Source organism: Streptococcus sp. DTU_2020_1001019_1_SI_AUS_MUR_006 (assembly GCF_032340315.1).
Classification (GTDB): Bacteria; Bacillota; Bacilli; order Lactobacillales; family Streptococcaceae; genus Streptococcus.
This window is the reverse complement of the sequence record NZ_CP135436.1, coordinates 747,714-768,261: the sequence shown is the minus strand read 5'-3', so window position 1 is coordinate 768,261 and position 20,548 is coordinate 747,714. Positions and strand designations below refer to the sequence as shown.

The window sequence follows — 20,548 nt, the reverse complement described above, 5'->3', positions numbered from 1 at the left end:
CCTCTCTATCAAGATCGACTCTGCTCTACTTGATTTTCCTCATTCTTTTTCAGGAGATAGATATCTCCAAAGCTCTCTTTTTGAATTAAGAGAATTTCTTGGGTTTTAATCAACTCCAAGGTTGCTAAAAAGAGTGTGATGACCTCTTGTAAATCCTTGGTTTCTTTAAACAAATCTTGCAAGCATAATTGCTCACCTTCAACCAAGGCTTCTCGGACGATAACCATCATATCCTCAATCTTATACTCATCTCGCAAGATTGTTGTGTGACTTTTCGAGAATTCTTCCTTTTTCTTGGCAAGCAAGTTTGAAAAGGCTAAGAAAAGATCAATCGTCGTCTTATCATGCACAAGTTCAGCATCCTCATAAATCAACTCTGTCGGCGCTTTTGAGTAATATCGAGCTCGTTCTTGATGCTTCACTTCCAACTGCTCTCCCAAAAGTTTAAACTTACGGTATTCTTCGATTTGAGAAAGGAGGTCCTGCTCCAGATCATCCTCTAGGTCCGTCACTTCTGCAACCTTCGGCAAGAGCTTGCGACTCTTGATTAGCATGAGTTGGCTAGCCATGACCATGTATTCGCCTGCCACTTCCAAACGCATAGCTTGTAATGTCGAGATATAGGCTAGATATTGCTCGATAACCTCTGTAATCGGCACATCATAGATATCCATCTGGTACTTTGAAACCAAGTGTAGGAGCAAGTCCAAAGGCCCTTCAAAATCTTTTAATTTAATATCCATTATCTATATTTTTCCAAGGTCATGACTGTCTTTAATCCTAATTTTTTAGCGATTTCGTACAAGTCAACCTTTTCTTCGATTTGTCTTAATATAAACTGTTCTCTCAATTTTTGGGCAGATAAGTCTGAAAAACCTTTTTCCTTTAGAAAGGCTTCTAACTGACGAAAGGCCCACTGACGGGAGTATGGCTTCCCAGATTTTTCAAAAAGATAGGTCTGCCCCATCAAGGGTTCTAACTCTGCAAGCAAGTTTGTGGGAAGGCTCAAAATTCTTTGTTGAGAAGCTTTATTGATTCTCAATACTTGAAAGTCTAGATTCACATCACTTGTTTTTAAGGCTAGAATTTCACTTGGTAAGAGGCCCAATTCAACTATCAGCAAGGCCAACAAGCGTCCCTCTGGATAGGCACTTTCTTGCCAGAAAGAACTGAGGTCTAAAAGTTCTGACTGAACTTGCTTTTTCTCAGCCTGTTTTGGTAATTCTAAACGATAAAAGGTACCAATTTCCCCCTTCTGGTATAAAAAGTAAAGAAATTGATTGCAAGCAGAAACCTTACGCTTTTGGGCACTGATTTTAAAATTTGATAGTTGAGCTTGGTAGATTTTTAAACTTGTCTCAGAGATTCGTTCTCCAATCAAATCAAAAAACTGCTCCAAGTCATACTTATAGGATTGCTTAGAATTTACAGACAAACCTTGTTTTTCTTCTAAAAATGCTGAAATTCCTTCTCTCATTTGCTTCGAATCTCATATTCCTTACTAAAGTCATGCAAGAGAGCATTGACAGCCTTAAGGATAGACTTCCGTGTGATAATGCCTTGGAAGATACCATCCTTGTCAACGACTGGTAGGAAAGACTCATCCACTAACTTATGTAAAACATCCGTCAGTGTATAGTCTGGACTGACAACTGCTACGTCCTTCTTGGTCATATGCACGATATCCGTATCTGCCATAGCTTCCTGACTCAAGTCCTGCTCCATCTGGTAGGCCAGAATGTCTCTAAGTCCAATGGTTCCGACAAATTCTTTCTCATCAGTCACTACTGGCACTCTGGTATAGGTCATCTGGCTAAGGAGGAGAGTTGCATGATCTGCATTGTGGGTATCAATGAGCACAGCCAAATTTTCAGCAGGAGTTAAAAAGGTTTCCTCTTGCTCCAGTAAAAACTGTTCAAACTCTTTGGCAATCATCGAGCAAACTCCTTGGATAAGCCTGGATAGACCTCATGGTTCCGTGTCAAAAAGTCCACTTTAAAGTAGCTATCATCAATCTCTACACGGGCGTAAAGACATTCTCTGATAGTTCCACGTGGTTGACTGATAGAACCAGGATTTAGGAAGAGGGTCTTCCCTTCCATCCAAGCACTTGGAACATGCAAGTGCCCATAAAGACAGATATCTGCATCTTCCTCTTGAGCCCAAAAATCAAGCTTTTGGAAATTGAAGTTAATATCAAACAAATGTCCATGAGTCTGGATAATCTTGGTAGGGCCCAGTTGAGTCACCAAGCGTTCTGGGTAACCTGCATAAAAGTCCATATTGCCTTTGACGACCTGAATGCCCTCCCAGAGGGGTGAGTCGGGACGGAGTTCTGAGTCTCCATCGTGAAAAATGGCATCAACTTTACCCATATAGCGGTCACGAATTTCTTCCACAATCAAGCTATCTCCGTGAGAGTCGCTCATTACAATGATGGTTTGCTTTGCCATGATGGAAATACCTCCAAAAGTTTCTTAACGGCTAGGGCACGGTGGGATTGACTATTTTTTTCTTCGAGGGTTAATTCAGCTGATGATTTACCAGTTTCTCCTACTAGGAAAAGTGGATCATAACCAAAACCATTTTCACCCTTAGGTTCAAAGTTAATGTAACCTGGCCAGTCAGCTTCGACAACCAAGCTTTCCTTACTTGGGCTAGCTACGACCAAGGTTGTATGGAATTGAGCTGAACGGTCCTTGAGTTCAAAGACCATAGCTAGTTCGTGCAAGAGTTTGGCGTTATTTTCTTGATCAGTTGCCCCTACTCCGGCGAAACGAGCTGACCAGACACCTGGTAGACCACCGAGGACATCGACTTTAAGACCAGAATCATCTGCTAGAACCATCTTGCCTGTTAATTTAGAAATGGTTTCAGCCTTAAGGCGAGCATTTTCTTCAAAGGTCATACCTGTTTCGGCTACTTCAGGTAGGTCTGGATAATCATTGAGATTTTCTACGTCATATCCTAGTTTGTCAAAGATGGCTCGAAATTCCTTGGTCTTGCCTTCGTTACGAGTTGCAATCAACAAGGTTTCTCTGACTTTATTTGTCTCGAAAAAGTCCTGAACATTGACTCCTTCTTTAGGCAATTCTACATGCAAAAGTTGTCCATTTTCAACTAAGAGCAAGGCACCTTGACGTTGGATGACTTCCAAGTTTCGATTCGCTTCTTGGTTGAGAATATCTACCACAAAAGAGAGTAAGCGGTAGGCTGAACCATATCGTAAAACAGTGACTGAAAGTGGAAATCCTCGCTCCTCATCTCGAAAGATTTTAGCCAAATCAAATAGCGGAAAATCTAACTCATCATCCGTCAAAGTCCGAATGCCACCAAAAACACTGTAGGATCCAACATACCAGTCCTGGTCATCCTTGTATTCATAAATTTTGTTTGTCATAATGTTACATGCTCCACATGAATCTCTTTTTCCAGCCATTCTGCTCCTATCTGGGCAAAACTTTGGCTATTTGCAGTTGTATAAAAACGATGTTGAAGGGGCGCCGCATCTCGGCTACGGTTAATCTCAAAGTAATTGAGCAAGACTGAAATATCACGTACACACTCAGCTCCGCTATCAATCAGTTGAACCTTAGGCCCCATGACATTTTGGATGATAGGTCTGAGGAGTGGATAATGAGTACAGCCTAAAATCAAGCTATCTACTTTTCCGACCAAGGGACGCAAGGTTTCATAAACGACTTTCTTAGTCACACTGGTCGATAGAGCACCTGACTCTACCAAGGGAGCAAACTTAGGGCAGGCCAAGCTTTCCACTTGTAAATCTGGGTCTAGATCATGAATCTTTTGTCGATAAATATCTGATTTTACCGTCATCGGGGTTCCAATCACACCGATCTTCCCACCTTGACTTGCTTTGATAGCTGCTGATGCACCAGGCAAAATCACACCCAACACCGGAATATCCAACTTAGCTTTAATCTCTTCCCAGACGACTGCCGTTGCTGTATTACAAGCAATAACAATCATCTTAACATCCTTGGTCAAAAGAAAGTTGACCAGTTGCCAAGTATATTCACGAATCTGCTCAGCAGGACGGGGACCATAAGGAGCCCGTGCCGAATCTCCAATATAGACGATTTCTTCATGGGGAAGCTGGCGCATGAGTTCACGTACAACGGTCAAGCCTCCAACGCCCGAATCCAAAAAACCAATCGGTCGATTATCCATACAGTCTTCTTTCTAGTATTTTTTCTGATTGATAGTTCATTATTATTCATTTCTTCCTGAAATTGCTGACAGACTGGGTAGCTCCCCACTGTCTCCCTCTTAATCATAATCAATTATCAATAGAATGCAAGGAAAAAGCCTTATCTCTAAATATCAGTCAAACATAGTGAGAAGTCTGGAACTTTCATCCCAGACTTTTCCTATTTATTTCTTTTTATTGTTAGCAAGGGCTGCTTTTTGTTGGCGAATGATTTGGTGGTAAACTTGTTGTACTTTAGCTTCGCTTGGCTTTTGACCATTTGCACTCAAGAGAGTACGAACGGCTTCTGCATTCAAACGTGGATTATCCGCAAATTCTTTTTCGATTTGCTTGCGCACTAGGTACATACCTCCAAGAGCTCCTCCTAGAAAAGCCAAAAGAATCAATACAATTGCTAAAATAAGGTTCATAACATTTCTCCTGTTTCTTTTTGAATCTTCTATATTATACCATAAAGTCCTACGCCTGACTAGTTTGAGTTACGCTTTCAAAAAAATGGATGCTAGCTAAAAAAGAGCCCTTCTATTCCTTAGAAGAAGGCTCTTTCTTGATGTTAATCTACATAAATCGCTAACGTTTGGTATGGTTTAAGAATTACTTTTTCAGCAAGTTCCACATTCTCATAGTTTGATAAAAGCACGCGCCCTGCTTGATATTCTGCTGGAATTGTCACTTCAGCTTCGTTTTCATAGAAATGATTGAGCACCAAGAGTTTTTGACCGTCTAAGTGGCGTTCAAAGGCGTAGACCTGCTTGCTATCTTCAAGTGCTGGCTGATAGCTCCCTTCTGAAATGATGGGCATTGCTTTACGCAATCGAATCAATTCTTTATAGAATTTAAAGATTGGGCCGTCAATTTCATTTTCAACGTTGATGTCTTTGTAGGATTTACCAGCTTTCAACCATGGAGTGCCTGTTGAAAAACCTGCATTTTCAGAAGCATCCCATTGCATTGGTGTACGAGAATTATCACGTGACTTGGCTTGAATAATCTTAAAGGCCTGCTGAGGTGACTTGCCTTGATCCAAAAGCATCTGGTAGGCATTGATGGATTCCACATCTACATAGTCTTCCATAGAATCATAGTCTGGATCAATCATGCCGATTTCTTCGCCCATGTAGATATAAGGGGTCCCACGTGACAAGTGAATGCTGGCTGCCAGCATGGTTGCTCCTTCATTGCGGAAGTTCTTGATATCTACAAAGCGATTCAAGGCACGAGGTTGGTCATGGTTATTCCAGAAAAGGGCACTCCAACCACCACGTTCACTCATTTCCTTGCCCCATGTATGATAGAGGCGTTTGAGCTCTTCGAAATCAAAGGGAGCAATGGTCCATTTTTGACCGTCTTCATAGTCTACTTTAAGATGGTGAAAATTAAAGGCCATTGACAATTCGTGACGCTCTGGCGCTGAATAAAGAACACAGTTATCAATCGTTGTCGAAGACATCTCTCCAACTGTCATAAAACTATCATCAGAACCGAAGGTCGCTTCATTCATCATGTGAAGATAGTCATGGACAATGGGTTTATCCGTATAAGCTGGTTTTCCTTCGTTTTCAGGGCAATCCACCAAGACTTCGTCTTTACCAATCAAATTAATCACGTCAAAACGGAATCCTTTGACACCCTTGTCACGCCAGAAGTTGACCACCTGGAACAATTCCTTGCGGACATTGGGATTACGCCAATTGAGATCCGCCTGCGTCACGTCAAAGAGGTGGAGATAGTATTTCCCTGTATCTCCAAAAGGTGACCAGGCAGAACCACCAAATTTAGACAACCAATCGGTTGGTTGGTCCTGGATAAAGAAGAAATCTTGGTAGTACTTGTCTCCAGCGAGAGCCTTTTGGAACCACTCATGCTCTGTTGAGCAATGGTTAAGCACCATATCTAGCATGAAGTCAATCTTGTGCTCTTTTCCGACACGGATCATTTCTTCAAAATCAGCCATATCCCCAAAGATAGGATTGACGGCTGTATAGTCTGAAATATCGTAGCCATTATCTCGCTGAGGGCTTGGGTAGAAAGGATTAAGCCAAACCATATCCACGCCCAATTCTGCTAGATAAGGAATTTTTTCGATGATGCCTCTGAAATCACCGATTCCATTTCCTGTCGTGTCCTTATATGATTTTGGATAGATTTGATAGACAACTTTTCTTTTATCAAGAGCCATAGTTTCTCCTTTTTGATAAAAGGGAGGGAGCTATATCCCAACCCTATACATTTTAAAACTTATACTCTTCGAAAATCTCTTCAAACCACGTCAGCGTCGCCTTACCGTAGGTATGGTTACTGACTTCGTCAGTTCTATCCGCAACCTCAAAACAGTGTTTTGAGCTGACTTCGTCAGTTCCATCTACAACCTCAAAACGGTGTTTTGAGCAACCTGCGGCTAGCTTCCTAGTTTGCTCTTTGATTTTCATTGAGTATTAGATTCGTTTAGCAACCATCAAGTCTTCCCCGTTTTTAATCACTCTAGGATAAGTTCCTTCGATTGTCGCTGTGTACGCATCTTGGTTAGTGATGATGACTGGAGTTTCAGTCACAAGTCCTGCATCCTTGATCACTTTCATATCAAAGCTAATCAATTTTTGTCCTACAGTAACATGGTCTCCTTGAGACACATGACTTTCAAAGCCACGACCTTCTAGACCAACAGTATCCATGCCAACGTGCATCAATAACTCAACACCTTCATCAGATACAATACCGATGGCGTGCTTAGTTGGAAATAGGACTGTAACTGTACCATTTACTGGCGAAGTCAACTCACCTTGACTTGGTTCAATCACTAGACCTTGTCCCATGACACCTGATGCAAAGACTGGGTCTGTTGCTTGACTTAGTTCTTTTACTTGTCCTTCCAGTGGACTGACAATTTTTGTTGAAGCAACAGAAGTTGATTCTTGATGATGGAATTCTGCTTCTTCCTGTGCTTGAAATTCTGCTTTTAATTCTGTGTCATCTTCTGTTTTTGTAAAGAGTCCTGCCTTACGGAAGAAGAAGGTCAATAGCATTGGCACGACGATTGCAACTAGCATAGTCCCTGCAAATGGAAGCATGTATTGTGGTTGAATAGAAAGAATACCTGGTAATCCACCAATACCGATAGAAGCAGCAGTCACGTTAAATGTCACAGAAAGCATACCTGCAAGAGCTGAACCAATCATCCCAGCCACAAATGGATAGATGTATTTGACGTTAACCCCAAAGAGGGCCGGCTCTGTTACACCGAGATAGGCTGAAATAGTTGCTGGAAGTGATACCTGAGCTTCACGCTCATCACGACGGTGCATCAAATAATAGGCAAACACAGCTGAACCTTGGGCAATATTAGAAAGAGCAATCATAGGCCAGAGAGCAGTTCCACCAGCATCAGCAATCAATTGCGTATCAATGGCATTGGTCATGTGGTGAAGACCAGTGATAACAAATGGAGCATAGAGGGCACCAAAGATCGCACCGAAGAGCCACTTAACTGGACCAGTTAACCCTGCCAATACAACTGCCGATAGTCCTTGACCAATTGTCCATCCGATTGGTCCCAAAACAGTGTGAGCCAAAATCAAGGCTGGAATCAACGATAAGAATGGTACAAAAATCATAGAAATGACTTCTGGGATATGCTTACGCCAGAAAATTTCAAGATAAGCCAAACTCAATCCTGCCAGTAAAGCTGGGATAACTTGAGCTTGGTAACCAATACGATTAACCGTGAAGTAACCAAAATTCCAAACCCAGTTGGCTGCAATTTCGGATGCAGGTGTCGAAGCAACCGCATAGGCATTCAGCAACTGAGGTGAAACCAAACAGATACCAAGAACAATTCCCAAGATTTGGCTGGTTCCCATCTTACGAGAAACAGACCAGGTAATCCCTACTGGCAAGAACTGGAAGATGGCCTCACCTGGTAACCAGAGGAAGTGATTAACCCCCGCCCAAAACTGAGAGGATTCTGTGATGGTCTTGCCATCCAACATTGACCAATGCACGCCCTCAAGAACATTACGGAAACCGAGGATCAGTCCTCCGACGATCAAGGCTGGAATGATCGGTGTAAAGATTTCAGCCAGAGTTGTCATTACACGTTGAACGACATTTTGATTACTCTTAGCTGCGGACTTGGCTGCTTCTTTTGAAACACCTTCAATACCAGAAACAGCTGTAAAGTCATTATAGAAGATTGGCACATCATTTCCGATGATTACCTGGAATTGACCAGCGTTTGTAAAAGTTCCCTTGACCGCTGAGATGGATTCAATAGCCTTGACATCAGCTTTCTTATCATCTACAAGCACAAAACGCATGCGTGTTGCACAGTGAGTTACTGCCGTAATATTGTCTTTGCCTCCGATTGCTTGTAGCAAATCTTTAGCTTCTTGTTCAAATTTCCCCATTTGAATCTCCTTATTTTTGTCAAGATTTCCTTGATTTGATAATTCAATTGTAATCGATACCAAACTTGTATGCAACTTGTTTGTTAAAAATAATGGATTTTTTTTGTATATTTTTGTTACTTGTATGGTAAAATAAATACAAGAAACTCTTGTAGGGCTCATCAATCGATTATTTTAGAGGAAGAACCGTGAAAAAATATCAACAATTATACAAACAAATAGAAAAAGCAATTCATGAAGAAACCTATGCTGTTGGAGATTTTCTCCCTAGTGAACACGAACTCATGGACCAGTATCAGGTGAGTCGTGACACTGTTCGAAAAGCCTTAGCTCTCCTCCAAGAAGAGGGATTGATTAAAAAAATCAGAGGGCAGGGTTCTCAGGTTATTAAAGAAGAAACTGTGAATTTCCCAGTGTCTAACCTAACTAGCTACCAAGAATTGGTCCAAGAGTTAGGACTTCGCTCAAAAACGAATGTCGTGAGTCTAGATAAAATTATCATCGATAAAAAAACTTCCCTGTTAACTGGCTTCCCAGAATTTCGGATGGTTTGGAAGGTCGTTCGCCAACGAGTTGTAGATGATCTGGTATCCGTACTGGATATTGATTATCTAGATATGGAACTCATCCCTAAACTAACCAGAGAAATTGCTGAACAATCTATCTACTCCTATATCGAAAATGATTTGAAATTAATCATCGACTATGCTCAAAAGGAAATCACCATTGACCATAGTAACGATAGAGATAAGATTCTCATGGATATTGGTAAAGATCCTTATGTTGTTTCCATTAAGTCAAAAGTCTATCTCCAAGACGGACGCCAATTTCAGTTCACCGAAAGCCGGCACAAACTTGAAAAGTTTCGATTTGTAGATTTTGCTAAAAGAAAATAAAGAGGAAAAGGCGTATAGTTATCAAGTTTTAAAATAATGAAAGGTTTAAAATGGTGAAATAAGATGTTAGAGATACGAGAAAGAATCAAATCAAGCAAAGGTTATCAAGTCTTAATTGCAATGCTTGATAGCTACTTCGGTCAAGATTATATTATTCGTAAAATCACTTATGATGATTTGGAACCGGCAAGTTTTGACTTTCGCTTATCTGTAGATTTTCCCAAATTAAAGGGAGTGGATGTAGGTGTCGCTCATAGCGGTCCACGCCAGATGTTTCGTATGGGTGGTACTGGTGTTATTGGCATAGCGGTTCCTAAAGATGGAGGTGATGCAAAGTTAACCTCAGGTGAAAGAGGAGATGGTTTATTTTGGATTTTAGGAGATAAAAAATTAGAGTGGGGTGGTCAAGTAAATAAAGCTGAAGAAGTTAAGTATTATTTTGATGCTTTCAAAAAATACTATGATAATCTTTAGAGAGTGATAGTGATGAAGATACGAGAAGAAATTAGAACGAGTAGAAACCTTTAACATTATGTATATTTCAAAATTAGTATAATTTTATCTGATTTAATTTTCTGAATTTATCTAAAAGATACTATGCAGAAAATACGAATATAATAAGGTGATAAGATTCATAACTTCGATACATGCAGAACAATTTATGTAGATTTAAAAAATTAGAGAAACTATTTGGTAAAATACTAAAAAAACTATAAATTAGTTGACCACCTTACCTACTATTATCTTTAATTAATTCTACTCGAAATTATCTCTACTAAATAAAAAGACTCTTTATTAACTACATAAAATAGTAGGTGATAAAGAGTCTTTTTAGTAGTAATACTAGACTAAAATCAAAAACCATCTTATAATAGTAGTTATGAAACTCACAAACGAAGAAATACAGAAAATTGAAAAACTCCTGAGAGATTCATCGTACGCCAAATATCACAAACGTCTACAGATTATTTATTTTCGCTCAAAAGGAAAGAGTTATAAGGAAATCATGGATCTGCTAGATTGTAATAAAACAACTGTTTGGAGGAATTTGAAAAAATATAAGGAGTTTGGTTTAGAAGCTCTTCTTCAAGAGACTCGTGGTGGACGTCATCGAGAATATATGACTTACGAAGAAGAACAAGCATTTCTAAAACGTCATATAGAAGCTGCTCAGGCTGGAGAATTTGTGACTGTCAATCAGTTATTCGAAGCCTATCAAAAAGAGATTGGTCGCACTTCTACACGTGATGGTTTTTATTATCTCTTGAAACGCCATGGTTGGCGAACGGTCACTCCCAGACCTGAACATCCCAAGAAGGCAGACGCTCAAATAATTGAGACGTCTAAAAATAAAATCTACATTCGAGACCTTAAGTAAGCGCTTTAAAGAGAAGGGGACTTATAACAAAGTACGTTTGATGTACCAAGATGAAGCCGGTTTCGGGAGAATCAGTAAGATGAGTTCTTGTTGGGCTCCTCAAGGAATCCGACCTAACATTCATAGTCATTATATGCGAGAATATCGCTATTGTTATGGGGCAGTAGATGCTCAGACAGGAGATTCCTTCTTCCTTATTTCTGGAGGATGCAATACTGAGTGGATGAATGAATTTCTACGGCAAGTCTCACAAGCTTATCCGGATGATTATATTTTACTTGTCATGGATAATGCTATATGGCATAAATCAAGTACCTTAGAGATTCCAAGTAGTAATATTGAGTTAGCTTTTATCCCACCTTATACACCAGAAATGAACCCTGTTGAACAAGTCTGGAAAGAAATTCGAAAACGAGGCTTTAAAAATAAGGCGTTCCAAACATTAGAAGCCGCCTTTTTCTAGTCCTTCAAGAAGTTATTCAAGGACTAGAAAAAGGCGTTTTAAAGTCCACTGTCAGCAGACAATGGACAAGGTTGCTTTTTGAAAACAATTGAGTATTAGTAAAACTTAGTAAAATAAGGCCATTTCTCTTGAAAGCCCTTGCAATAGTTCCATTTATTTGTTATATTAAAATTATCTGAAAAATCACACATATTTCTGCAAGACTTATTTTTTTAAAAGAGAATGTATGCGCTTACAGATTTAAGAAAGGAGAATTTTGTGGATAAGAGATATTGGGAAAAATCCTGTAAGTATAGCATCCGCAAGCTAAGTGTCGGAGCTGCCTCTGTTTTACTTGGAGCTGTGTTTTTAGCAGCACAAGGTGTGGCTGCTGATGGTGTCGAGATTACGGAAAGTGAGGCAACAATTACTGAAACCTCTGCTAAACCGAATACGAAGGTAGAGGAAGTTCTTGCTTCTAACACAGAGACTCAACCTATAGCTGAATCAGCTGAAAAGCAAACAAACCCTGAGGCAGAACTACCTCAAACTAGTAGTCAGTCAGAGACAAGTGCTACTACCGCCCCTGCTGACAATAAGGAGAGCGAGAAACCAGAACTTCCTGTGAACAAGCAAGAACATTACGAATTACATTACAACCAACCAACTGCTCCTTCCTATGATGGATGGGAAAAACAAGCCCTCCCAGTCGGAAATGGGGAAATGGGTGCCAAGGTTTTCGGACTCATCGGTGAAGAAAGAATCCAGTACAACGAAAAAACACTTTGGTCTGGAGGCCCACAGCCAGATAGTCAAGATTACAACGGAGGAAACTACAAGGACCGCTACAAAGTCTTAGCCGAAATCCGTAAGGCCTTAGAAGACGGCGACCGTCAAAAAGCCAAACAACTAGCAGAGAGAAATTTGGTTGGGCCAAACAATGCCCAATACGGTCGCTACCTAGCCTTCGGTGATATCTTCATGGTCTTTAATAACCAAAAGAAGGGCTTGGAAAATGTTACTGACTATCATCGTGGCTTAGATATTTCTGAAGCTATCACAACTACCTCCTATACTCAAGACGGGACAAGTTTCAAACGAGAAACCTTCTCTAGTTACCCAGATGACGTCACTGTTACCCATTTGACTAAAAAGGGAGATAAGACGCTTGATTTTACACTTTGGAATAGCTTGACTGAAGATTTGATTGCTAATGGAGATTATTCTTGGGAGAATTCTAAATACAAACAAGGGACTGTTAGCGTTGATTCTAATGGTATTTTACTCAAGGGAACTGTCAAAGACAATGGTCTGAAATTTGCTTCCTATCTTGGTATCAAGACGGATGGACAAGTCACTGCTCAAGATGGTTATTTGACAGTTACAGGAGCAAGTTATGCAACACTGCTACTCAGCGCCAAGACTAATTTTGCTCAAAATCCGAAAACCAACTACTGCAAGGATATTGATGTAGAAAAAACTGTCAAATCTATCGTAGAAGCTGCCAAAGCCAAAGACTACGAGACTCTGAAAAATGACCACATCAAGGATTACCAGAGTCTTTTCAATCGTGTTCAACTAAATCTTGGTGGCAACAAGTCTAGCCAAACTACAAAAGAAGCTCTACATACCTATAATCCCGAAAAAGGGCAAAAACTAGAAGAGCTCTTCTTCCAATACGGACGTTATCTACTCATCAGTTCTTCTCGTGACCGGACAGATGCACTTCCAGCAAACTTGCAAGGGGTCTGGAATGCTGTAGATAATCCACCTTGGAACTCAGACTACCACCTCAATGTCAATCTACAAATGAACTATTGGCCTGCCTACATGAGTAATCTCGCAGAAACAGCTAAGCCAATGATCAATTATATCGATGACATGCGTTACTATGGCCGTATCGCTGCTAAAGAATATGCAGGTATCGAATCCAAAGAAGGTCAAGAAAATGGATGGCTGGTTCATACTCAGGCGACACCATTTGGCTGGACTACTCCTGGTTGGAACTACTATTGGGGTTGGTCTCCAGCTGCCAATGCTTGGATGATGCAAAACGTCTATGACTACTATAAATTCACAAAGGATGAAACTTATCTTAAAGAAAAGATTTATCCAATGCTCAAGGAAACAGCCAAGTTCTGGAATTCCTTCTTGCACTACGACAAGGCTAGTGACCGTTGGGTTTCTTCTCCATCTTACTCGCCAGAACATGGAACTATCACGATTGGGAATACCTTTGACCAATCTCTAGTTTGGCAGCTCTTCCACGACTATATGGAAGCAGCCAATCATCTGAAGGTCGACCAAGATTTGGTGACAGAAGTGAAGGCTAAATTTGATAAGCTCAAACCACTTCACATCAACCAAGACGGCCGTATCAAGGAATGGTACGAAGAAGACAGCCCACAATTCACTAACGAAGGCATTGAAAACCATCACCGCCACGTTTCCCATCTAGTTGGTCTCTTCCCAGGTACTCTATTTGGCAAGGACCAGCCTGAATATCTAGAAGCAGCACGCGCAACCCTAAACCACCGTGGAGATGGTGGAACTGGTTGGTCTAAGGCCAATAAGATCAACCTCTGGGCCCGTCTCTTAGATGGAAATCGTGCCCACCGTTTGTTGGCAGAACAGCTTAGATCTTCAACCCTAGAAAACCTCTGGGATACCCACGCGCCTTTCCAAATCGATGGTAACTTTGGCGCAACCAGCGGTATGGCAGAAATGCTCCTTCAGTCTCACACAGGCTACATTGCCCCATTACCAGCCCTTCCAGATGCTTGGAAAGACGGTCAAGTCTCAGGCTTAGTCGCTCGTGGCAATTTTGAAGTCAGCATGAAATGGAAAGAGAAAAATCTTGAAACGCTATCTTTCCTTTCTAATGTTGGTGGAGACTTAGTCGTAGACTATCCAAATATCGAATCTAGTATCATCAAGATTAATGGCAAGGAAGTTCAAGCTAGTCGCCTCAAAGATAACCGTATCCAACTTGCGACTCAAAAAGGTGATGTCATTACCTTTGAAAACTTCCCTGGACGAGTGACTCGCTTATCAGCCCTTCGAAAAGATTCCGTCACAGCTGAACTCGACTTTAATACAGTTGAGGGGGCAACTCATTATGTCATCCGACGAGAAAGCAAGGATGAAAACAGCCAAACTCCTAGCGTTCGTGAGTTTATCACCAACCAAACTCACTTTGTCGATCGCTCGATTGATTCTAGTCATGCCTATACTTATAGCGTTAAGGCTATGCTAGGGGACCGTACAACACCAGTTTCAGATCCTGCTTCTATCGATGCCTTCAGTGAGTTGATGGATGACCGTGACAAACGCATCCAGTACGGCTCTGCTTATGGAAACTGGGCTGACTCAGAACTCTTTGGTGGAACAGAGAAATACGCCGATATCTCAAATGGAAATTACTCCGATAAGGATGCGACTGCAACCATTCCATTCAATGGACCTGGTATTGAAATTTACGGACTCAAGTCATCTCAATTGGGACTTGCCGATGTTAAAATTGATGGCAAATCTGTTGGAGAACTTGACTTCTATACAGGAGGAGCAACTGAAAAAGGTGTACTAATAGGTCGTTACACAAATCTTTCTTCAGGTTCTCACCTCATGACCATCACTGTTAAACGCGAGCACAAAGGACGTACAAACGAGCGTGCAAAAATTTCTCTCGACTACTTCAAGGTTTTTCCAGGACAAGGAGAAACCGTTGAAAAAATAGACGACCGTGACCCTCGTATCCAGTATGGTTCCATGTTTAAGGATTGGAGCGATGCAGAACTATATGCTTCTACAGAAAAATACGCTGACATCAACGCTGATGCTAGTCTCGCTTCTGAAGCCACTGCAACCATTCCATTCTCTGGAACAGGTATCCGAATCTATGGATTAAAAACGGCATCACTAGGCAAGGCACTTGTCACACTGGATGGAAAAGAGATGCCAGCTCTTGACTTCTACACTCCAGGAGCGACTGAAAAAGGTGCATTAATTGGCGAATTCACCAATCTAGCAGATGGCGATCACGTTCTTACTTTGAAAGTAGATCCGAATTCTCCACAAGGACGAAAGAAAGTTTCTCTCGATTCCTTTGATATCCTAAAGGCACCATCTGTGTCTCTCGATAGTCCAAGCCTTGACCCTATTAAGTCCAAAGATAAGACTGTTACCTTAACTCTACCAACTGGCAATTGGGATGGAGTCGCTGTGACCTTCCCTGGTATCAAGGATCCTCTTCTACTCAGAAAAGTCGATGATGACCATCTTGTCACATCAGGTGAACAAACTGTTCTAACCATTAAGGATAACAAGGTCCAACTAGACATTCCTGAAACTACAGATCGTAAAGCTGGTAATCCGATAGAAGCTTATGCTATCCAAGGAAAAACAATCAGCAGCTCTGTTGTAACAGTATTTCCTAAGGACGAAACTGCTCCAGTTGAAGAAAAAATCCTTACAAGTAAAGGGGATGAGCCTGCTCCAGTTGTAACCATTCCTGAGTACACAGATCCTATTGGTACAGCTGGAGATCAGGAGGCACCTACTGTGGAAAGATCTGAATACACTGAACCTATCGGTACAGTAGGAGACCAAGAAGCGCCTTCCCTAGTAATCCCTGAATACACTGAGCCTATTGGAACTGCAGGAGACCAAGAAGCGCCTTCTGTAGTAATTCCTGAATACACTGAACCTATCGGGACTGCGGGTGACCAAGAAGCGCCTTCTGTAGTAATTCCTGAATACACTGGTCCTGTCGGAACAGTTGGGGACCAGAAAGCACCTACCGTGGAAAGACCTGAATACACTGGTCCTATCGGAACTGTTGGGGATCAGGAGGCGCCTTCCGTTGTAATTCCTGAATATACTAATCCTATCGACACAGTGGGAGACCAAGAAGCGCCTTCCGTTGTAATTCCTGAATATACTAATCCTATCGGCACAGTGGGAGACCAAGAAGCGCCTTCCGTGATAATCCCTGAATATACTGAACCTATCGGCACAGTGGGAGATCAAAAAGCGCCTTCTGTGGAAATACCTGAGTACACTGAGCCTATCGGCACATCGGGAGATCAAGAAGCGCCTTCTGTGGTTATCCCTGAATACACTGAGCCTATCGGGACTGCAGGAGACCAAGAAGCACCAAGCATCACACTTCCTGAGTTTAAACTCAAAGTAATGAAAGATAAGACCACAAGAGCTCAAGTTATTAGTGGAACAACTGAACTCGAAGGAGCAAGTTATCTTGACAGTCAAAAAGTCGAAAACAAAGAACTCTTAGGCAAAATATACGATGCTTATGCTCTTCAACTCAAGGATAAAGATGGCAAACTAGTTCAACCAAAAGGTGCTGTACTCGTTCGTTTACCAGTTTCAGGTGCTGTCCAAGAACTCTATCAGTTGACTCCGACAAAAGACTTCAAATCACAAGAGTTCACCATCCGAGATGGGTATCTTGAGTTTATCACTCTTGACCTGAACACCTATGCTATTGTTTACAAGACAGAGAGCGCAACTGTTAAACCAGTGCCAGCCCAGACAGAAGAAACAAAGGTAGAAACTACAAGACCATTGGCTCAAAGAAATGATTCCAATGACAAAGCCTCTACGAATGAAAAACAACTTCCAGCTACTGGTGAACAGACTAGTCCTCTCCTCTTTATGGCGAGTCTCAGCCTAGCCCTCTCAGCTACCTTCTTACTAAAAGGTAAGAAAGATTAAATATTGTCCCCTTAGGAATATAGATTTATTCCGCTATAAAAAAGGATGGAAAATCATTCCATCCTTTTTCTGCTATGTGACTATTAGTCCGTCTCGCTCCGTTAGGTGCGAGACAAATAAACCACCTGCTATGCGGGTGTGCGTCGAAGGTTATATAGTAGATTGAAATAAGATATGAACAATTCGATTAAGAAAGGCAAACTAATTTCTAGAAATAATTTTAGCAGTCATAATGTACTATTCTAGATTCAATCCACTGTATAAAAAACTCCAAACGCGATACAATAAAGGTGTTCAAGCCAATTGTAAAGCGAAAGGAGAAAATATGCACACCGATATTATGCGTTTTTCTGATTTTAAAAACTTTTTACCCAGTCTCTTCTTGCTAATCTATAGTGGATTGAAAATAAGATATGAACAAAGAGATTAGGAAAGTCAAATTAATTTCTAGAAATGTTTTAGAATCCATAGCATACTATTCTAGGGTCAATGCACTATATTTCTTAAACTAAATAAAGTTCTAATTTTCCTTACTCACTATCACATGATTGAAGAGTAATAACTTCTGTTGGAAAATCAACTAAATCATCATCATGACTAATCAAAATCACTAACTTTTCTTTTGATAACAAGTCGGACAGGATTTGCACTACTTTTTTCTTGTTTTGTGAATCTAAAAAATTACTTGGCTCATCAAAAATATAAACATCTTTATCCACCGCTACTGCTTCTTGCAACTGCAACAATTTTAGTTGTCCCATAGATGCACCTTGACTCAATTCATTTTTATAAAATCGACTCGCAACAGGTTCTGCAGGGCAGTACGAAAAATTCGAATTCTTTCTATAATTAGGTAAGTAAATCTCACCATGATAATTCATGCTGTAGCCTACTATCGCTAAAATCAATCGCGTCTTCCCCACACCATTTTCTCCAACAATACGATAAATATGCCCTTTTTCTAAACGAGTTGTTAATGGCTCATGCAGTTCTTCGCCATCCCTCCCCAGGCTAACATACTTTTCTAAGACTATCTCTAAAATTGTAGTAGACTCATACGAAATCTGAACAGGTTCTAAAAAATTGATAAAATTTTCGATAATTTGCTTACTTCCTGAGTACTCCTTATAAACATCAAGGAAGTATTCAATAGGTGTCCAAAATTGTGAAATATATAGTTGGATAGCCATTAGATCACCAATCGTAATCCAACCTTTATAAGTTTGATAACCTGATATAATCGTCGTCATCATAATCATAAAATTCAAAAATGCATAGGAAAGAAAATTTTCAAATAAAGAAGTCATTCTCACTTCCTTATTTTTACATGAAATATATTTTTTCACCAAGGGAGAGAAATCAATCAAGCTAGAATGAGCTGAAAATCGCTTACTAGGCATGAGTTTATAACTATCCACTAGATAATCGCGTATATCCTTCATACAATTCACTGTATCAGATCCAAGCCTAGATAGTCGTACACTATATTTCTGTGAAATAAATATAAATACAGGTATCAAAATACCTATCATCACAGCAATAGTAGGAGAAATACTCCATAAAATCCCTATAATAACAAGCGCTCGTATCAAGTACAGGAGAAGAGCAACAGGATATTCGTTAAAAAATCGTTTTAACAGCTCATAAGTCTGCCCTAATTCTTGTGTAATGGTAGCTTCAGACAATTCTGTCTCTACCATATCATAGAGCTGGATATTTTCAGCAGTTTTTTGGCAAATATTCTGCCAAACATGCGATTCTGATTCTCCTTGAATCACATCACAAAAATAATATAAAACTTGAATAAACAGAGAAATTCCTACATAAAGCACCCCGTAAACAATCATAGCATGAACTTTCTGAGATAGAATATGGTCAATAAATAACTTACTAATATAAGGAATAGCTACGGTTAGTATAGTAACAAGGGTATTCAAAATAAAGCTTTTTAGAAATAGCACTTTATTGTTATAGGATAACAATCTTTTCATCTACATGCCTCCATAGTAACATTTTTATCCACATATATTTTATGAACAGATATATGTTGAATAGCCCCTTCAACATCCTCCTTTGTCAATAATCCTAATTCATCTAAAAATACAATCTTGTGAAACCACTCTAAATAGTCAAACTGACAATCGCGTTCCATCTTCCCATTATTTACAAATGTATTAAATGGGCAACCTCCATAACAAAATTCATAATAAGCACAATCTTTATATGGGCACATACTTCCCAGACCTGTTAATTCGTTAGTAGCCTGACCAATACTTCCCAACTGATAGTTTTCATTCCCTACTAATGAATAGCATTTATATAAGGTACCGTTGGCATGAATTGTAAGAGAATCTTGATTTTTGAACATACAGTACCCTCCTATTTTTAAATCATGATAATACGGTATATTTTCCTTTGATAAAAACAGCAATAAATCTAGACAAATCTTCTTTTTGGTTTCACTATCAATATATAGAATTGAGTCGTTAGGTACAGCTACAAAATCAAAATAAAGATTAAAATTTTCAAATTCTGTATACTTTTTTAAATCTAAAAGTAATTTCGGGATAGATATATAATTTCTTTTAGATATGTTAACTCTAGCCTGAATGGATAAATTTTTATACTTTTCCAACATAACTGACAAGTTATTTATGATTCTATGATAAGTTCCTTCCCCTAATCGATTGCATCTTTCTAGGTTATAATAGTGCTCATCACCATCAAAAGAAACTTGAATAGCGAAATTATGACAGTCAAGAAAAGACATTATTTTATTTGTGAATATCGTTCCATTTGTAATCAAAGTATACGAAATAGGAATAGGGAGTTTCTCATCTAAAGTTTCACATAAATTTCGTATAAACTGAAAGTTATATAATGGTTCACCACCAGTAAAACAGATATCCAGAGATTTATACTTCTTAAAATTGAGTTCATCTAATATAAAATTCACAATCTTTTTACCATCATACTCACTACTTAAGGACGGTTTCCTATCCTTATCATTCTCAAAACAATAAGAGCAAGTCAAGTTACACGACATAGTTGTAACTATATATAGTGATAATTCATCTCCCTCTACTATTCGTTTAGAGTGAATAAAGGGCACTTGTTTATCAATCTCACTTATCAAGTAAGGAAATTCTTTTAAAGATAACTTCTTGAATAGTTCCTCATCAATTTCACAAATAGATCCTGTATATAAATTTTTAAATAAACTACATCATTTGTAGAAAAAGAATAAATTGTTTCCATAACTTATCTCCCGCTTTAAAAAGGCTGAGGGGTAGCCCTCAGCCTCATCATTATAATAGTAAAGTGATAAAATATCGCTTTTACATAAGCAACTCAAGGCAATCTAACGATAACGCTCTGGGCATTTATCTGGATGCTACTGTACTGAGGCTAGGTGACCTTTTTTTACAACTTTGATAACATCAGTCAAATTAAGCATCGCTTTCC

At 39.8% G+C, this 20,548-nt stretch carries 15 protein-coding genes and 1 pseudogene; 4 read left to right on the top strand and 12 right to left on the bottom strand.

What is annotated here, in order from left to right:
• Positions 1–8 precede the first annotated feature (8 nt).
• The 10 genes from RRU92_RS03910 to treP all read right to left on the bottom strand — a co-directional run bounded on the left by RRU92_RS03910 (position 9) and on the right by treP (position 8,634).
• A complete protein-coding gene (locus tag RRU92_RS03910) occupies positions 9–743 on the bottom strand; it encodes a segregation/condensation protein A (RefSeq protein ID WP_315640502.1) in 735 nt (244 codons plus the stop codon).
• Positions 743–1,477: a site-specific tyrosine recombinase XerD gene (gene xerD / locus RRU92_RS03905; RefSeq protein WP_315640500.1), complete on the bottom strand. Its 735-nt coding sequence runs from the start codon at positions 1,475–1,477 to the stop codon at positions 743–745. The genes RRU92_RS03910 and xerD overlap by 1 nt, the downstream gene beginning before the upstream one ends.
• Complete coding sequence (gene cbpB, locus RRU92_RS03900; RefSeq protein ID WP_315640499.1) at positions 1,474–1,935, bottom strand: cyclic-di-AMP-binding protein CbpB; 462 nt, start codon at positions 1,933–1,935, stop codon at positions 1,474–1,476. The genes xerD and cbpB overlap by 4 nt, the downstream gene beginning before the upstream one ends.
• Positions 1,932–2,453: a metallophosphoesterase gene (locus tag RRU92_RS03895; RefSeq protein WP_315640497.1), complete on the bottom strand. Its 522-nt coding sequence runs from the start codon at positions 2,451–2,453 to the stop codon at positions 1,932–1,934. The genes cbpB and RRU92_RS03895 overlap by 4 nt, the downstream gene beginning before the upstream one ends.
• The gene (locus tag RRU92_RS03890; RefSeq protein WP_315640494.1) at positions 2,429–3,400 is read right to left on the bottom strand and encodes a nucleoside-triphosphate diphosphatase; all 972 of its coding nucleotides are present in this window, start codon (positions 3,398–3,400) and stop codon (positions 2,429–2,431) included. Before RRU92_RS03890 ends, RRU92_RS03895 begins: the two co-directional genes overlap by 25 nt.
• A complete protein-coding gene (gene racE, locus RRU92_RS03885) occupies positions 3,397–4,191 on the bottom strand; it encodes a glutamate racemase (RefSeq protein WP_049503242.1) in 795 nt (264 codons plus the stop codon). The genes RRU92_RS03890 and racE overlap by 4 nt, the downstream gene beginning before the upstream one ends.
• Positions 4,192–4,395: 204 nt before the next feature.
• Positions 4,396–4,641 carry a YneF family protein gene (locus tag RRU92_RS03880; protein ID WP_001048970.1) on the bottom strand — a complete coding sequence of 82 codons (246 nt, stop codon included), beginning with the start codon at positions 4,639–4,641 and terminating at the stop codon, positions 4,396–4,398.
• A 143-nt stretch (positions 4,642–4,784) separates the two neighbouring features.
• On the bottom strand, positions 4,785–6,410 hold the full coding sequence (treC, locus tag RRU92_RS03875) for an alpha,alpha-phosphotrehalase (protein ID WP_315640492.1): 1,626 nt from the start codon (positions 6,408–6,410) through the stop codon (positions 4,785–4,787).
• A 52-nt stretch (positions 6,411–6,462) separates the two neighbouring features.
• Positions 6,463–6,660 (bottom strand): hypothetical protein, encoded by a 198-nt coding sequence (locus RRU92_RS03870; RefSeq protein WP_248034835.1) that lies wholly within the window; start codon positions 6,658–6,660, stop codon positions 6,463–6,465.
• 6 nt (positions 6,661–6,666) lie between these two features.
• Positions 6,667–8,634, bottom strand: coding sequence for a PTS system trehalose-specific EIIBC component (treP, locus tag RRU92_RS03865; protein WP_248034834.1), 1,968 nt, complete (start codon positions 8,632–8,634; stop codon positions 6,667–6,669).
• Between the two features lie 188 nt (positions 8,635–8,822).
• Here treP and treR point away from each other — a divergent pair, with 188 nt between their 5' ends.
• The 4 genes and pseudogenes from treR to RRU92_RS03845 all read left to right on the top strand — a co-directional run bounded on the left by treR (position 8,823) and on the right by RRU92_RS03845 (position 17,083).
• Positions 8,823–9,530 (top strand): trehalose operon repressor, encoded by a 708-nt coding sequence (gene treR, locus RRU92_RS03860; RefSeq protein ID WP_315640490.1) that lies wholly within the window; start codon positions 8,823–8,825, stop codon positions 9,528–9,530.
• A gap of 63 nt (positions 9,531–9,593) precedes the next feature.
• A complete protein-coding gene (locus RRU92_RS03855) occupies positions 9,594–10,004 on the top strand; it encodes a hypothetical protein (RefSeq protein WP_248034832.1) in 411 nt (136 codons plus the stop codon).
• A gap of 406 nt (positions 10,005–10,410) precedes the next feature.
• Positions 10,411–11,463, top strand: a pseudogene (locus RRU92_RS03850) (IS630 family transposase).
• A gap of 166 nt (positions 11,464–11,629) precedes the next feature.
• Positions 11,630–17,083: an SIALI-17 repeat-containing surface protein gene (locus RRU92_RS03845; protein ID WP_315640488.1), complete on the top strand. Its 5,454-nt coding sequence runs from the start codon at positions 11,630–11,632 to the stop codon at positions 17,081–17,083.
• A gap of 530 nt (positions 17,084–17,613) precedes the next feature.
• Here the strand turns inward: RRU92_RS03845 and RRU92_RS03840 are convergent.
• Both RRU92_RS03840 and RRU92_RS03835 read right to left on the bottom strand, forming a co-directional pair.
• Complete coding sequence (locus tag RRU92_RS03840; RefSeq protein WP_315640487.1) at positions 17,614–19,074, bottom strand: ABC transporter ATP-binding protein; 1,461 nt, start codon at positions 19,072–19,074, stop codon at positions 17,614–17,616.
• A complete protein-coding gene (locus tag RRU92_RS03835) occupies positions 19,071–20,219 on the bottom strand; it encodes a radical SAM protein (protein WP_315640486.1) in 1,149 nt (382 codons plus the stop codon). Before RRU92_RS03835 ends, RRU92_RS03840 begins: the two co-directional genes overlap by 4 nt.
• Between the last annotated feature and the right edge of the window lie 329 nt (positions 20,220–20,548).

Excerpts from the sequence above, each read along its gene's own strand:
- xerD (WP_315640500.1), bottom strand. The coding sequence starts at position 1,477 with ATGAGAGAAGGAATTTCAGCATTTTTAGAAGAAAAACAAGGTTTGTCT.
- treP (WP_248034834.1), bottom strand. The coding sequence starts at position 8,634 with ATGGGGAAATTTGAACAAGAAGCTAAAGATTTGCTACAAGCAATCGGA.
- racE (WP_049503242.1), bottom strand. The coding sequence starts at position 4,191 with ATGGATAATCGACCGATTGGTTTTTTGGATTCGGGCGTTGGAGGCTTG.
- RRU92_RS03895 (WP_315640497.1), bottom strand. The coding sequence starts at position 2,453 with ATGGCAAAGCAAACCATCATTGTAATGAGCGACTCTCACGGAGATAGC.
- RRU92_RS03870 (WP_248034835.1), bottom strand. The coding sequence starts at position 6,660 with ATGAAAATCAAAGAGCAAACTAGGAAGCTAGCCGCAGGTTGCTCAAAA.
- RRU92_RS03880 (WP_001048970.1), bottom strand. The coding sequence starts at position 4,641 with ATGAACCTTATTTTAGCAATTGTATTGATTCTTTTGGCTTTTCTAGGA.
- RRU92_RS03855 (WP_248034832.1), top strand. The coding sequence starts at position 9,594 with ATGTTAGAGATACGAGAAAGAATCAAATCAAGCAAAGGTTATCAAGTC.
- treC (WP_315640492.1), bottom strand. The coding sequence starts at position 6,410 with ATGGCTCTTGATAAAAGAAAAGTTGTCTATCAAATCTATCCAAAATCA.
- RRU92_RS03890 (WP_315640494.1), bottom strand. The coding sequence starts at position 3,400 with ATGACAAACAAAATTTATGAATACAAGGATGACCAGGACTGGTATGTT.
- cbpB (WP_315640499.1), bottom strand. The coding sequence starts at position 1,935 with ATGATTGCCAAAGAGTTTGAACAGTTTTTACTGGAGCAAGAGGAAACC.
- RRU92_RS03840 (WP_315640487.1), bottom strand. The coding sequence starts at position 19,074 with ATGAAAAGATTGTTATCCTATAACAATAAAGTGCTATTTCTAAAAAGC.
- RRU92_RS03910 (WP_315640502.1), bottom strand. The coding sequence starts at position 743 with ATGGATATTAAATTAAAAGATTTTGAAGGGCCTTTGGACTTGCTCCTA.